Origin of the sequence: Rhodococcus sp. MSC1_016, from assembly GCF_023667485.2 — a bacterium.
Lineage (GTDB): Bacteria > Actinomycetota > Actinomycetes > Mycobacteriales > Mycobacteriaceae > Rhodococcus_F > Rhodococcus_F oxybenzonivorans.
Genome location: NZ_JAMOZI020000001.1, coordinates 4,076,842 through 4,091,876 on the forward strand (window position 1 = coordinate 4,076,842; position 15,035 = coordinate 4,091,876).

Consider the following 15,035-nt stretch of genomic DNA (forward strand, 5'->3'; position numbering starts at 1 on the left):
TCGTCCGTCAGTTGTCGGGTACCACCACGCCGGTGGCGGCATCGACGTTCACGTCGTAGTCCCAGCCCCTACCGTCTCGAATATGCACGTGCCACACCGTTTTACCGTCCCGCTGCTGTTCCTCGGACGAGGCCACCGTGCCCCCGGGCACCGTAGCCAGAGCCGTCTGCTCCGCCTGCTGCTGGGTGACCGGCTGCGGCGCGGCCGGCACGGTGGGTGTCGTCGCAGTGTCGTCGTTGTCCCGGTCCTGATCCTCGGATACGACTGTGCCGTTGGCAGCGTCGACGTTCACGTCGTAGTCCCAGCCTCTGCCATCGCGGATATGCACGTGCCACACCGTCTTACCGTCCCGCTTCACCTCTTCGGACGAGACGACCGTGCCTCCGGGCACCGTCGCCAGAGCGATCTGTTCGGCCTGTTGCTTGCCCACCGCCGTCGAGGCCGCCGTCCCGCTGGGCGAGGTGCCGGCGCCAGTCGTGGTTGCCGAATCCGTCGTGGTGGTGGCTGCCGTGGCACTGGTCTGCGAACCGGAGTCGTCAGCGCTGTCCGAGCCACAACCTCCCAGGAGCAGTGCCGATGCCATGGCAAGGGCGGTCAGGCTCGTACCTCGAACGGTTTTCGCGGTCATCATCGATCCTTCCGTTGACGGTGTCGGGGGCGCTGCTGTCAGGGCAGCGTCCAGAACTGGGTGGTCACCAAAAAGAAGACGAGCATCCAGAACACATTGGCGGCTGCGACGAGCGCGATCCCTCTGACGTTGGTCTTCACCTTCGACGCACCCGCCGGGGGCCGCAGCCACCGCCCCAGGAGCGGGTTAACGTAGTGGGGCATCGTCAAGAAACTCATGGTGAAGCTGGACAGCAGATTGCCGACGAGCATTCCGAGCCACAGCGGCATCCGCAACGGCGACAGCGCAAGTGTGAGCAGCACGACGGTGGGATACAGGCCGACCCAGACAGCGATGGAGGTTTTGGTCTCCGACGGCGGCGGTGCCTCCGTGCCGTTCTCGTCGAACGCGAACCAACTGCCGAAGGAGTTGTCGACGGTGCGTAACTCGAAGTCGGAGAACTCTTCGCCCTCTGCCAGCAGCTCCCGCCGCTTCTTCGAGGTGAGCCAGGTGTCGAGGTGCGCCGCGGTGTCGTAGCGGTACAGCGCGGTCCACTCGTCCTGCACGCCCTCCACGGGACGGAAGAGTTCGCTGCCCCGGAAGCCCTCGAACCTGCTCTCTTCCAGGCGCAGTCGCTCCTGCCATTCGAGGAAGGCGGTGACTTTGCCGGGCGCGACGCGATGTGACACCACGACGGTCACGAGCGGGTCGTGGGGTCGGGTGTCCCCGCCGAGGACCTGCTGGGTGGCGGGACCGTCGACGTACCGCTGCCCCGCGTCGAGGTGCTCCTGCCGGGTGGCGCTGTTGATCCAGGCCTGCACGTGAGCGATGGAATCGAAGCGGTAGACAACCACCCAGTCGGGTTGCACGTCGGTCGGTGCGGTGATCTCGGCGCCCAGGAACCCTGCGTAATCCGAGGCGGCGGCATTCATGTCCTCTTGCCACGTCTCGAAGGCCTGCTCGCAACCGGCGCGGACCTTCTGACCGATGATCACCGTCGCGGCGCCGCTGTCGATCCGTTCCGCGCGCATCGCCGCCGCCCTACGCCTGCGCCGTCACAACGCTCGTCGACTCCCCGAGCCGTCGGTAGATGCGCTCGGGTGTCAGTGGCAACTCCCGGTAGCGCACACCGGTCGCGTTGTGCAGGGCATTGGCCAACGCCGGCGCCACCGGGTTGATACAGCACTCCGCCATGCCTTTGGACCGCATCGGGCCGACAGAATCCGTCGAGTCGACCAGCAACACCTCCGTGCGCGGGACGTCGGCGTACGTGGGGATGCGGTAGTTCCGCAGGCTCGGGTTGATCATCGTGCCGGTGTGGTCGACGTGGTAGTTCTCGGTCAGCGCGAACCCGATGCCCTGGGCCACGCCGCCCTCGATCTGGCCGCGCACCTGGGCCGGGTTGATAACGACGCCGGCGTCGGTGGCATGAACGCTGTAGAGGATGCGGACCTCGCCCGTGATCCGGTGAACGGCGATACGGAAGCCGTGGGTATTCGACACCACGCTGCGCGGCGAGCCGTACGCCTTACGCGCCGCGGTGAAGCGGATGCCGCGTCGGTGTGCCGCATCGAGGAGTTCGCCGAGCGAAACCCGGACGCCACCACAGACGACGCCGTCGTCGTCCATCGAGCACTCGGACAGATCGGCCCGGGTATGTGCGGCCGCGAAGGCCAGGATGCGGTCGCGCAGGGCGTCGGATGCCCGCAGCACGGCGTTGCCGGCGACGAACAGGCCCGCACTCGCGAACGCTCCTGTGTCGAAACCCGTCCGGTCGGTGTCGGACTGCACGAGCCGCACCCGCGCAGGTGTGGTGCCGAGCTGGTTGGCGGCGATCTGCACGTGCGCGGTGGACGTTCCCTCCCCGAATTCAACCGTGCCGATTGCCAATTCGTAGACACAGTCATCGCCGAGGGTCAGCCACGCCTCCGAGATGTGCTCCGTGGGCGGGGCGGTCTCGTGCACCGAACTGGCGGTACCCGTGCCGATCAGCCAGTGGCTACCGAGCGCCTTTCCGTCCGCACCGCGTGAGAGGGCAGCGTCGACGAGGTCGATGCACTGGCCGAGGCCGTCCTCGGTGAAGGCGACGTCGTCCGGCCGGTCGTCGATAGCCACGAGAGAATCCCCGGGGCGCACGATGTTGCGTCTGCGCAGTTCCAGCGGATCGATGTCGAGGGCGACCGCGAGTTCGTGCATCGCGGACTCCACCGCGAACGCCGGCTGAGTCATGCCGTACCCGCGCAGCGCACCACTCGGCACCGTGTTCGTGTAGACGGAGTACGCGTCGAACTTCTTGTTGCGGCACCGGTACATCGAGATTGCGGCTCCGGCCGCGAACAGGGTCTCGCCCCCGTGATTGCCGTAGGCCCCCGTGTTCGACACGTTGCGCACCCCGAACGCGGTGAGCGTGCCGTCGGCCCGCGCTCCCAAGGTGATCGTCAACGTCATCGGGTGCCGTGGCGATGCCGTCGTGAACTCCTCCTCCCGGGTGTACTCGAAACAGACCGGACGCCCGGTGTCGAGGGCGGCGAGCGCCACCAGGTCCTCGGTGATCACCTCCTGCTTGCCACCGAAACCGCCACCGACACGCTTGCAGAACACACGCAGCTGATCGGGACGCAGGTCGAAGAGATGGGCCAGCTTGACCTTGGCGATGGACGGCGACTGCGAGCTGGTGCGCACGTGCAGCCGGCCGTCCGCCATCCACGCGATCGACCCGTGCGTCTCGAGATGCGCGTGCTGTACGCGCGGGGAGAAGTAGGTGCCCTCGTGGATTACGTCGGCCTCGGCCAGCCCCGCCTCGAGGTCACCGATGTTCCCGTGGAGTTCGAGGAGGATGTTGTGGTCGGGATCCCGTACGAAGGGGTCGTCCGAGCCGTGCAGCCGAGGCGCCCCGTCCGCCATCGCTTCCTCGGGATCGAACACCGCAGGCAGCACGTCGTATTCGACCACCACCTTCCGGCATCCCTCCTCGGCGGCGGCGACGGTGTCGGCGAGTACCGCGACCACCCGCTGCCCGGCGAACCGCACGGTGTCGTCGAGGATGTAGGTGTCGTCGGGGTCGACGAGGTGATCGGTGTGGATTGCCGTGGTGAACCTCTTCCGGGGCACGTCCTGCCACGTGTAGACCCGCAGCACCCCGGGAACGGCGAGCGCCGCGGTCTTGTCGACGGAGACGATGCGCGCATGGGCGTGCGGGGAGTGCAGCACCTTCAGTTGCAGCATGCCCTCGATCTCGGTGTCCATGGTGAACTCGGCGCGGCCCGTCACCACGTCGGTGGCTGCGGGCGCCCCTACACTGGTGCCGACGGCCTTGCCCGGCAGCGCTTCCTCGATCTCGGTGACACCGTTGATCGCGTCCTCGATCGCCCGGTACCCGGTGCAACGGCAGAGGTTACCTTTCAGCGCGCGAGGCAGATCCGCCTTCTGCGCGTCCGTGAACGTCGCCGAGGTCATGATCATGCCGGCAGTGCAGAAACCGCACTGGAAGCCCGGCGCATCGCGGAAGCAGCGCTGCACCGGGTGCAGGTTTGCGGGTGAGCCCAGCCCCTCGATGGTGGTCACCTCGTGGCCGTCGGCCCGGAATGCAGGGGTGATGCAGCTGTGCACAGGGACGCCGTCGAGCCATACCGTGCACGCGCCGCAATCGCCCGCGTCGCATCCCTTCTTCACACCGTGATGGCCCAGTGCGCGCACGAAGGTGCGCAGGCACTGGCCCGGCTCGGGTTGTTCGTCGAACGTCTTGCCGTTCACGGTGTACGTCATGACAGTTCTCCCGGTGCCAGTTCACTGCGAATCTCTTCGGCGAAGTGTTTCGCCAGGTGACGGCGGTGGTCGGGAGTGCCGTTCGGATCGTCGAACCACACATCGGCGGGTAGGTCGTCGATGCTGCGGCGCAGCGCGTCGGCGTCGGGCATGGAGTCGAACGACAGGCGCACCGGACGGGTGGTGCCCGCAGTCAGGGTGAGAAGCATGTCGTCGGTTCCGGGTGACTGCGTGGCGATCAGGAAGATCGTGGAACGACCCAACTGCGTGAGGGTGAAACGACGGTGGGTGTGACGCTTACGCAAGGCACTCACCGGAATGTCGATGCGCCGCAGGATGTCACCCGGCGCGAGAATGTTCCGGTGATCTCCCGTCACGAAGTCGGCGGCGTCGACGGTGCGTTCGGATCCGTCGGCATTCCAGAGCGTGTAGGTCGCCTCCAGCGCGACGGTCAGCGTGATCATCGGGCCGGCAGGCAGTGACATGCAGATGTTGCCGCCGACTGTCGCCGAATTCCATACCTTGAACGACGCCAGAAACGCCTCGCAACTCGTGGCCAGCAACGGGCCGGCGAGCCAGTCGCCCGACGGCTCCAGCGCATAAAGCTCCCGGATCGTGCACGTGGCACCGATCTCCAGGCCGGCGTCACCGGCCACCAGCGCGTCCCAGCCGAGAGTGGTGATGTCGACGAGGCGGCGGACGTCGGGCTGCGGGACGGAGAACAACCACGTGCCCCCGGCCAGCCAGGCGTCGCCGTCACGCCACGCCTCCCCCGGCCTGTCGGATGGTCGTCGAACGACGTCCGTGACAGTGTGGAGATCCATGGGACTGCTCCCCTCGGGGGAAGTTGTCGTTCTCATGCCCAACCTGCATCGACGTCTTCGACTCTAGACACAGGCCACGGTGTGTCGGCGCTGTTTGCGCTGTTCCCGCCGAATGGACTGCCGTCACCCGCCGTAGCAGGCATCGCTCCCTGCGGACGTACCGCTACTCTCAGGGCCATGGCCGCCAAGATCTCCGCCCACGACGTCCTCGAATTGGTGTTGGATCAGGGCAGTTACGTCTCCTGGGACACCACCCCGGTGGACGTGCGGCCCGACGACAAGTACGGAACGGACCTGATGAAGGCCACCGAGAAGTCGGGCGTCGACGAATCGGTGCTCACCGGAGTCGGCACGGTTCGTGGTCGCCGGGTAGCTGTGATCGCCTGCGAGTTCGCGTTCCTCGCGGGTTCGATCGGGGTGGCGGCGGCCGAACGCATCGTCAGCGCCATCGAGCGCGCCACCCGCGAGGGGCTGCCCCTGCTCGCCTCCCCCACGTCCGGGGGCACGCGGATGCAGGAGGGCACCGTCGCCTTCGTGCAGATGGTCAAGATCGCCGCGGCCGTGGCGACCCACAAGGCGGCGCACCTGCCGTATCTGGTGTATCTGCGCAATCCCACCACCGGCGGAGTTTTCGCGTCCTGGGGTTCGCTCGGGCACATCACCGTGGCCGAACCCGGTGCGCTGGTCGGGTTCCTCGGTCCCCGCGTCTACGCGGCGCTCTACGGCGAGAAGTTCCCCGACGGGGTGCAGACGTCGGAAAACCTGTACCGCAACGGTGTCATCGACGGCGTGGTCCCTGCCAGTCGGCTACGGCTCCTGGTGCATCGCGCCCTGCGCGTGCTGATCGACCCTCCTGCCACACCGACGGTCACCGCCGAGATCCCGGACGTCGAGATTCCCGACGTCCCTGCCTGGCAATCGGTGATGCTCTCGCGGCGCGCCGACCGTCCCGGTATCCGTCACCTCCTCCGGCACGCGGCCACGGAGCAGGTCCCGCTCAGCGGAACGGGGCAGGGGGAAACCGAAGGCACTGTGTTGTTGTCGCTGGCGCGGTTCCGCGGTGCCCCCTGTGTTCTCCTGGGCCAGGACCGCGCCGGACAGTCGGCGCTCAACACCATGGGACCGGCGGCCCTGCGCGAGGCCCGTCGGGGCATGCGTCTCGCGGAGGAGTTGCAGATACCACTGGTCCTCGTCATCGACACCCTCGGCGCGGCGCTGTCGAAGGAGGCGGAGGAACGCGGACTGGCCCCGGAAATTGCGCGCTGCATCTCCGATCTGGTGACGCTGAAGACTCCGACCGTCTCGGTTCTGCTGGGACAGGGCACCGGCGGCGGGGCGCTGGCGTTCCTTCCCGCGGACCGCGTCCTCGCCGCACAGAACGGCTGGCTGGCGCCGCTGCCTCCGGAAGGTGCCAGTGCCATCGTCCACCGCGACACCACGCACGCCCCCGAGATGGCGGCCGCACAGGGCATCCGTTCCCTCGACCTGTTGCGCGACGGCGTCATCGACGCGATCATTCCCGAGCGACCCGACGCCGCCGACGAACCCGTCGACTTCTCGAAGCGGGTCGGCGAGGCCATTTCCCGTGAACTGCGCACGCTCACCGCTGCGCCCGACGCCGAGCGATTCGCGGCGCGGCTGGCCCGCTACCGGAACCTCGGCCTGCCGAACGGCTAGCTTTCCGTTGCCACCGAAGATCGGGTCTTCCGTTTCGGCCGCCGAGAGGAATGTTTCCCCGTTACCGTGAGAGGGAATCAGGATCCAACGGTAGTCGGGCAGTGCAGTCGAGCACGAGGAGCGGCCATGAGCGCGATCGGACACCGTCGGGCGCTCCCGATGATCGGACACTGTCGGGCGCACCCGATGATCGGACACCGTCGGGCGCACCCGATGATCGGACACTGTCGGGCGCTCCTGATCGTCGCCGTCGTCGCCGCGTCGAGTCTGTTCGGTCAGGTGGCCGTGGCGTCGGCCGACGAATGGCGAACTCTTCCCACCGACAAGCCGGCCTCGGCGGACGGATCTGTTCTCGACCGCATCGAGGAGATCGACGGCCGTCAACTGAACATGTATGTCTACTCGGCGGCGATGGAGAAAGTGATTCTCCTCGAGGTGATTCGTCCCGCAGACGCCAGCGTGCCCCGCCCTACCTTGTACCTACTCAACGGCGCCGGTGGCGGGCAGGACTCGGCAACCTGGAAGGCCAAGACTGACGTGGTCAGCTTCTTCGCCGACAAGAACGTCAATGTCGTCACCCCCGTCGGCGGCGCGTTCAGTTACTACACCGACTGGCAGAAGCCAGATCCCGCCCTCGGCCTCAACAAATGGACCACCTTCCTCACCGAGGAACTTCCCCCGATCGTCGATGCGACACTGGGAACGACCGGTGAGAATGCCATTGCAGGACTGTCGATGTCGGGCACATCGGTGCTGAGTCTCGCCCAGCACGCCCCCTCGCTGTATCGGGCGGTCGGCTCCTACAGCGGGTGCGCCGAGACGAGCATCCAGCCCGGCCGAGATTACGTCACCTTCGTCGTCAGCGCCCGCGGCGGAGACGTCGAGAACATGTGGGGACCCCCGGGCGATCCGGACTGGGTGGCCAACGATCCCGTCGTCAACGCCGAAAAGCTGCGGGGCATCGACCTCTACATCAGCAACGGTACCGGCCTGCCCGGCCACCACGACACACTGAACGGTCCGGACGTCAACGGGGACGTAGGAGTCCTGGCCAACCAGGTGATCGTCGGCGGAATCATCGAAGCGGGGACCAACCAGTGCACCTATCGGCTGGCCGACCGGCTGAACTCACTGGGAATCCCCGCCACGTTCGACTTCCATCCCACCGGCACCCACTCGTGGGGCTACTGGCAGGACGACCTGCACAATTCCTGGCCGATGATCGCGTCCTCGCTCGGCATCTAGCGCCGGATCCGGCGGGTCTCCCGTTTCGCCTCTCGCCCCGTCGGGTACCCGGCGCGGACCGAGAGGAAGGACGAGCACATGGAACGCGCGAGCGCCAAGCACGGACCTCGGCAGGACGACGAAATGAAGCACGAGACAGAAGGAATGATCCGCGGCAACAAGCCCACGCGCGCGGAAGAATGGCGGGATCCCGAACCTCCAGCCGACGACGACCCCGATGTCCTGGGCTGGCGCGGTATGGATTGACCCCGCCGCGCCGTCCATCGACGTCCACCCGCCATCGCATAGGGTGTTTCACGTCACAAGGTGAACGGCGAGAGGACGAACATCGATGAGCTCCCCGACAGCGAGCGCCGGACGTACGTACGCAGACGTCTACCGCGAGAGCGTCGAACGTCCCGAGGAGTTCTGGCTGGCGGCCGCAACGGCAGTCGAGTGGGTCGACGAACCGACGCGCGCCCTCGACGATTCGTCCGCCCCGATGTATCGCTGGTTCCCGGACGCGCGGCTGAACACCTGCTTCAACGCTCTCGACCGGCACGTGCGGGATGGGCGAGGTGACCAGGACGCCCTGATCTACGACTCGGCAATGGCACCCGAGGCCTCCCGCACATACACGTACGCACAGCTGCTCGACGAAGTGTCACGGTTCGCCGGCGTCCTCGCCGGGCAGGGCGTGGTGGCCGGCGACCGGGTGATCGTCTACATGCCGATGATTCCCGAGGCCGCCGTCGCGATGCTCGCCTGCGCACGCATCGGCGCCGTCCACTCGGTGGTGTTCGGAGGTTTCGCCGCCAAGGAGCTGGCAACACGGATCGACGACGCCGGACCGGTGGTCCTGGTCACGGCATCGGGCGGTCTCGAGCCGGGGCGCACCGTCGAATACCTGCCGATGGTGGCGAAGGCGCTCGAATTGTCGAGCACTCCACCGCATACGGTGATCGTCAAGAGTCGCGAGCAGGTACCGGGATCGGCCGCCGACTACCGCGACGACGGAGCCTCCTGGTTCGACTGGGACGCCCTCGCCGCCGATGCCTCGCCCGCTCAGCCGGTTCCCGTCGCTGCCACGGATCCGCTGTACATCCTCTACACGTCCGGAACCACGGGTAAGCCGAAGGGCGTGGTGCGGGACAACGGTGGACATGCGGTGGCCCTGACCTGGTCGATGACCAACGTCTACGACATCGGCCCGGGTGATGTGTGGTGGACTGCCTCCGACGTGGGGTGGGTGGTCGGTCACTCGTACATCGTCTACGGCCCCTTGCTGGCCGGTGCCACCTCGGTGCTCTACGAGGGCAAACCGGTGGGCACTCCCGACGCCGGGGCGTTCTGGCGGGTGATCTCCGACCACGGGGTAGCCGCACTGTTCACCGCCCCGACCGCGATCCGGGCAGTCCGCAAGGCTGACCCCGAAGCGAAAGAGATTGCCAAGTACGATATTTCGTCGTTGAAGACGCTGTTCGCCGCCGGCGAGCGCCTCGACCCCGACACCTATGCGTGGGCCACCCGGGTTCTCGACCTCCCGGTAGTCGACCACTGGTGGCAGACGGAAACGGGCTGGGCCATCTGCGCCAATCTGCGCGGGCTCGAACCCATGCCCGTCAAAGCCGGCTCCCCCACCGTGCCCGTGCCGGGTTATCGCGTCGAGGTGGTCGACAGTGAGGGGCACGTCGTTCCGGCAGGCACCGAAGGCAATATCGTGATCGGGCTTCCCCTCCCGCCCGGAACCCTGACCGGACTGTGGCGCGACCCGGACCGCTTCGTGAAGTCCTACCTCGCAACCTTCGACGGCTACTACCTCACCGGCGACTCCGGATACATCGACGAGGACGGGTACGTCTTCGTCCTCGGCCGCAGCGACGACGTCATCAATGTGGCCGGCCACCGGCTGTCGACCGGCAGCATGGAAGCCGTGGTCGCGGGGCATCCGGCCGTGGCCGAGTGCGCGGTGGTCGGGATCCGCGACGAGCTGAAGGGACAGCGGCCCAGCGGCTATGTGGTCCTCAAGGCCGGTGTCGAGATCGACCCGGAAACGTTGCGCGCCGATTTGGTTGCAATGGTGCGCGAGCAGATCGGCGCGGTCGCAACGTTCCGCGACGTCACCGTCGTGGGAGCCCTGCCGAAGACGCGCTCGGGCAAGATACTGCGTAAGACGATGCGTCAGATCGCCGACCACGAGCCCTATACCGTGCCCTCCACCATCGAGGATGTCGCCGTGCTCGAGGCGCTCGAGAAGCAGCTGCGGGACTGACGTCTCCAGGTAACGCGCGCGTCAGGCGTGAACGACCGCATCGAGGGCCGAGTCGACGAGTGCCTCGATGCGGTCCTCCGCGAGCGGATCCTGATCGAACAGTATGCGATAGACGATCGGCGCGACGACGTGGTCGATCACGCCCTCGGCGGCACCCGGCGCCCCTGAAAACTGTGCGTCCCGTTGCAAAATGGCGGTGATCTGACTCCGGCAGAATGCCGCGCACTTGTACTGGTTGGTGCCGTTGTCGGGGCGGCCCATGTCACCACTCATCACGATGTCGCGCAGCGCGGACCGGCCCACCGGCGAGGACATCTCCTCCAGATACTCCTGAGCCCACGCCACGAGGTCACCGCGCACACTGCCCGTCTCCCGCGGGGGTGTCTCGGGCCGCAGCCTCTCGATCGCCACGTCGGCGAACACCTCGGTGATGTCGCCCCAGCGCCGGTAGATGGTGGACGGGGTGACGCCGGCGTCGGCCGCGATCATCGGGACGGTGATGTCCGCTCGCTCGCGCTCGGCGAGCAGCTTGCGCGTGGACGCATGCACCGCTTGCTGGATGCGGGCGCTGCGCCCACCGGGGCGTGGACCTGTGACCGGGCTCATGAGCCCATACTAACGCGAAATCTTTGCATTAAGAACAACGGCGGCGTAGGTTCATAAAGCAAACGCTTTGCTTTAAAGCTGGGAGTACCGCATGACGACCCTTGCCGCACTCGATGCTCCACCGAAGTCGCGACCCACACTCGGCCGCGGTGCAGCGTTCACTCTCGTCGCCGTGGTCATCGCCACCCTGCTCGGAGCGTCTGCGGCACCGACGCCCCTCTACGAGCTCTACCAGAGCCACTGGGGCTTCTCGTCCCTGCAATCCACCCTCGTCTTCGGGATCTATGCCGTAAGTCTGCTCTTGGCCCTGCTCACCGTCGGTTCTCTCTCGGACTACATCGGCCGACGCCCCGTCCTCGTCACCGCGCTGGCCTTCGAGGCGGTCGCGATGGCCATGTTCGCCTCAGCCGAGAGCCTCGGGCTTCTCCTGGCAGCCCGGGTCGTGCAGGGTTTCGCGACCGGCGCCGCGATCAGCGCGCTCGGATCGACCCTCATCGACCTCGAACGCAGACCCGGCCGCGGTTCCACCGTCAACAGCATCGCGCCTACGGTGGGTCTCGCGGTCGGCGCCATCGGATCGAGTCTGATCAGCGAGCACCTTCCGCGTCCGACCAGCACCGTGTTCCTCGTCTTCCTCGCGCTCTTCGTCCTCGAGCTCCTGGGTATCTGGGCAGCACCGGAAACGGCCGTGCGGCAGCAGGGCGCGCTGGCCTCGATGCGCCCGACGCTCGCGGTACCGTCCCCCGCTCTCGGCATGCTCGTCCTCACCGGGCCGTGCCTGATCGCCGTATGGGCACTCGGCGGTTTCTACCTGTCGCTCGGCCCCTCACTCGCCCGCAGTGCCTTGGACGTCCACACCTCGTTGATCGGCGCGATCATGGTGGCGACCCTGACGGGAACCGGGGCGATTGCCGTCTTCGTACTACGCAACGTGGCGGCGCGGCGAGTGCTGCTCGTCGGCACCTCTGCACTGATCGCCGGTGTGGCCGTCACACTCGTCGGCGCCGAAACATCCTCGGCGGCAATCGTACTGGCAGGAACAGCCATCGCGGGCGTCGGCTTCGGTGCCGGCTTCCAGGGCACAATCCATACCGTGATGCCTCTGGCCGCGCCGCACGAGCGGGCGGGCCTGCTCTCGACCATCTACGTGATCGCCTACCTGGCCAACAGTGTCCCGGCGCTCCTCGCCGGCTACCTGGTCGGCGAGGTCGGATTGGTCGACACCACCCGCCTCTACGGCGGACTCGTCATCCTGCTCGCCGGGGCCGCCTTCCTCGGGCTCCTTGTGCGCCCAGCGCCTGTGAGTACTTCTTAACCGCCCACTGTTTGTTGAGTCTGGGGACATGTGAGACAGATGATGTCCACCCAGATGTGAGACACGCTGCTGTCGATTGAGGTATGAGGCACCTGACTGGTCGTGGACTTGGTTCATGACCGGAACGGAAGCCGTCATGGAACTGCTACACGCCCTGCTGGTGGTCTCGCAGACCACCGGCGCCGACATGTTCGACGGGAACTTCGCCCGCTGGTGCACCGACCACGGGATCTCCCGCGCCACCGCCTACCGGCACAAGAAACGGATCGAGGAGGACGGCCGGTGGACCGCCCGGTCCCGCCGGCCCACCTCCTGCCCACACGCCACCGCGTGGGAGGTGGAGGCCGAGATCGTGCGGCTTCGCCTCAACCTGCCCCATCACGAGCGCGGCGCCGACACCATCGCCTACCACCTGAACGCGGTCGCCGAGAAACAACACTGGTCCGAGCAGGGCTGGACCATCCCGTCCCGGGCCACGATCAACAAGATCCTCACCCGCTACCACCTGGTCGTCCCCGAGCCGAAGAAACGCCCGAAATCGTCCTACCGCCGGTTCTGCTACCGCAAACCCCGCGACTGCTATCAGATCGACGCCACCGAAGTTCGGTTGGCGACCGGAGCCAAGGCCACCGTCTTCGAGGTCCTCGACGACTGCACCCGCACCCTGGTCGCCACCCGGGTCGCGGACGCCGAGACCGCCGCCGGGGCGATCGCGGCGATCATCGCCGCGTTCACCGACTTCGGGGTTCCGGCACTGGTACTCGCCGACAACGGCAGCGCGTTCACCTCCCGCCGCACCAAGGGCGGCACCTCGGGCTTCACCCGGGTCGTGAAGCGGGCCGGTGCGCGGCTGATCCACTCCACCCCATACCACCCACAGACCTGCGGGAAGGTCGAACGCCACCACCGCACCTTCAAGCAATGGTTGGCCACTCACCCCACCCAACCGACCACTCTGATCGAACTGCAGCAGCTCTGCGACACCTACCAGCGGTTCTACAACACCGACCGCCCGCACAGTGCGGTCAAGATGCCGCCACTGCAGGCCTGGCAGAACGCGCCACTCCTCGGTGGGCCACAAGCACTTCCGATCCAACACGACGCCACCGTGCACGCCCTGATCGTCTCCTCCGCCGGCACCGTGTGCATCGACTCCCACACCCGACTGAGCGTCGGCCGGCGCAGAGCCGGGCAGACCATCACCCTGCTCCACGACGACGACCACGTCACCGCCTACACCGCCGACGGCAACGTGATCGGACACCTACACCTCGACCACACCAAGCGCTACCAAGGACAACTCCAACCCGCCTAAAATCTGTCTCGCATCTACGTAGACACCCGTGTCTCATATCAACGTAGACAGCACAAACCGCCCACTGTTAACAAGTACTCACGGGGCCTTGATTTCGCCGTAGCGGGCGAGGGACTCCTGCCGCGCGAGGCCGTGGTCGACGATGGGCTCCGGATAGCCCTCGGGCCGAAGGGCTTTCAGCGAATGGACGGCGCGGCCCGGGATGCCGCGAAGCTCCGGCACCCACTTGCGCACATACGAGCCGTCGGGGTCGAACTTCTCACCCTGGGTGATCGGGTTGAACACCCGGAAGTACGGGGAGGGATCGGTGCCCGTTCCCGCCGTCCACTGCCAGCCGTGCTGATTGTTGGCGAGATCGCCGTCGACCAGGCGGTCCATGAAGTAGCGCGCCCCACGCCACCACGGCAGGTGCAGGTCTTTCACCAGAAAGGACGCGACGATCATCCGCACCCGGTTGTGCATCCACGCCTCGGCTCGGAGCTGACGCATTCCCGCATCGACGATCGGGAACCCGGTTCTTCCCTCGCACCACGCGGCGAACGCCTCGTCGGCGTCGGGACCGGAGTCGAGTCGGATCGGGTCGAACTTGCGGTCGTAATTGCCGCGCGCACTGTCTGGGCGTTGAAAAAGGATGTCGGCGTAGAAATCTCGCCAGGCCAACTGACGCCGGTACGCTTCGACCCCCTTACCACGGCGGCGTGAAAGATCGCGGAGCATGGTGCGGGGATGGATGTTGCCGTACTTCAGGTACACCGACATGCGGCTCGTCGCGTCGAGGTCGGGACGGTTGCGGGCGTCGTCGTAGGAGTCGAGTTCGTCCTCCAGGAACTCCGCCCACCTTCGCAAAGCCTCGGACTCGCCCGCGGCCACGCCCTCGGACTCCGGCTGGGGAATTGCTGCCCGCCGGACGGGGACGTCATCCGGTTCGATCCAGTCGACCGTCGCGGCACCGGTGTCGATCGGCGCACGCCACCCGTGGTCGAGCCATTGCCTGAAGTACGGCGTGAACACGCGATACGGTTCGCCGTCCGCCTTGGTGACCCTCCCCGGCGCCACGGCATAGGGCGATCCGGTGGGCACCAGTTCGATCCGCTCGGCAACCGCAGCATCCCGCTCGCGGCCGTAGGGACCGAAGTCGGCGCTCACGTGAACCTCACCCGCCGACACCGCCTCGGCAACCGCTGGGACCACGTCGGCAGGATTGCCGTGCACTACCAGCAGCCGCCCCTCGAGTTGGTCGTCGAGCGCAGTCAGGCTGCGGTAGAGAAAATCCCGGCGCGGGCCGCCCGCGGGGTGGAGCAGCTTGTCGTCGAGCACGAACAGGCCGAGCGCGCGAGCCCCCGCCTCGGCGACGGTGTGCAGAGTCGGAAGATCGCCGAGCCTGAGGTCGCGCCGGAACCAGACCAGTGCCGTGTCCATGCCTGCCACGG

Annotated in this window: 12 protein-coding genes; 6 read left to right on the forward strand and 6 right to left on the reverse strand. The window is 67.0% G+C overall.

Annotation, left to right across the window (positions count from 1 at the left end):
* Positions 1-7 precede the first annotated feature (7 nt).
* Genes L1080_RS18840 through L1080_RS18855 form a run of 4 tightly spaced genes read right to left on the reverse strand, consistent with a single transcriptional unit; the run spans position 8 to position 5,196 of the window.
* Positions 8-628, reverse strand: a complete 621-nt coding sequence (locus tag L1080_RS18840) for a PepSY domain-containing protein (RefSeq protein WP_250774823.1) — start codon at positions 626-628, stop codon at positions 8-10.
* Positions 629-666: 38 nt separating this feature from the next.
* Entirely contained in the window at positions 667-1,638 is a 972-nt protein-coding gene (locus tag L1080_RS18845) for an antibiotic biosynthesis monooxygenase (RefSeq protein WP_250774821.1), read from the reverse strand.
* 10 nt (positions 1,639-1,648) lie between these two features.
* Positions 1,649-4,372 (reverse strand): molybdopterin-dependent oxidoreductase, encoded by a 2,724-nt coding sequence (locus L1080_RS18850; RefSeq protein ID WP_250774819.1) that lies wholly within the window; start codon positions 4,370-4,372, stop codon positions 1,649-1,651.
* Complete coding sequence (locus tag L1080_RS18855; protein WP_159919903.1) at positions 4,369-5,196, reverse strand: FAD binding domain-containing protein; 828 nt, start codon at positions 5,194-5,196, stop codon at positions 4,369-4,371. The genes L1080_RS18850 and L1080_RS18855 overlap by 4 nt, the downstream gene beginning before the upstream one ends.
* Positions 5,197-5,373: 177 nt before the next feature.
* Here L1080_RS18855 and L1080_RS18860 point away from each other — a divergent pair, with 177 nt between their 5' ends.
* The 4 genes from L1080_RS18860 to L1080_RS18875 all read left to right on the forward strand — a co-directional run bounded on the left by L1080_RS18860 (position 5,374) and on the right by L1080_RS18875 (position 10,369).
* Positions 5,374-6,873: an acetyl-coenzyme A carboxylase carboxyl transferase subunits beta/alpha gene (locus L1080_RS18860; RefSeq protein WP_159919901.1), complete on the forward strand. Its 1,500-nt coding sequence runs from the start codon at positions 5,374-5,376 to the stop codon at positions 6,871-6,873.
* 213 nt (positions 6,874-7,086) lie between these two features.
* Complete coding sequence (locus L1080_RS18865) at positions 7,087-8,118, forward strand: alpha/beta hydrolase (RefSeq protein WP_250775048.1); 1,032 nt, start codon at positions 7,087-7,089, stop codon at positions 8,116-8,118.
* Between the two features lie 78 nt (positions 8,119-8,196).
* Positions 8,197-8,364, forward strand: coding sequence for a hypothetical protein (locus L1080_RS18870; RefSeq protein WP_250774816.1), 168 nt, complete (start codon positions 8,197-8,199; stop codon positions 8,362-8,364).
* An 85-nt stretch (positions 8,365-8,449) separates the two neighbouring features.
* Complete coding sequence (locus tag L1080_RS18875; RefSeq protein WP_250774814.1) at positions 8,450-10,369, forward strand: propionyl-CoA synthetase; 1,920 nt, start codon at positions 8,450-8,452, stop codon at positions 10,367-10,369.
* A gap of 21 nt (positions 10,370-10,390) precedes the next feature.
* On the opposite strand, the gene L1080_RS18880 is transcribed toward L1080_RS18875, so the two are convergent.
* Complete coding sequence (locus L1080_RS18880) at positions 10,391-10,975, reverse strand: TetR/AcrR family transcriptional regulator (RefSeq protein ID WP_159919897.1); 585 nt, start codon at positions 10,973-10,975, stop codon at positions 10,391-10,393.
* Between the two features lie 91 nt (positions 10,976-11,066).
* On the opposite strand from L1080_RS18880, the gene L1080_RS18885 reads away from it, so the two are divergent.
* Together L1080_RS18885 and L1080_RS18890 are read left to right on the forward strand one after the other, a co-directional pair.
* On the forward strand, positions 11,067-12,290 hold the full coding sequence (locus L1080_RS18885; protein WP_250774812.1) for an MFS transporter: 1,224 nt from the start codon (positions 11,067-11,069) through the stop codon (positions 12,288-12,290).
* A 115-nt stretch (positions 12,291-12,405) separates the two neighbouring features.
* Positions 12,406-13,605 carry a DDE-type integrase/transposase/recombinase gene (locus tag L1080_RS18890; RefSeq protein WP_459031323.1) on the forward strand — a complete coding sequence of 400 codons (1,200 nt, stop codon included), beginning with the start codon at positions 12,406-12,408 and terminating at the stop codon, positions 13,603-13,605.
* Positions 13,606-13,683: 78 nt separating this feature from the next.
* Here the strand turns inward: L1080_RS18890 and L1080_RS18895 are convergent, their stop codons facing one another.
* Positions 13,684-15,024, reverse strand: coding sequence for a cryptochrome/photolyase family protein (locus tag L1080_RS18895; RefSeq protein ID WP_159919893.1), 1,341 nt, complete (start codon positions 15,022-15,024; stop codon positions 13,684-13,686).
* Positions 15,025-15,035: the final 11 nt, after the last annotated feature.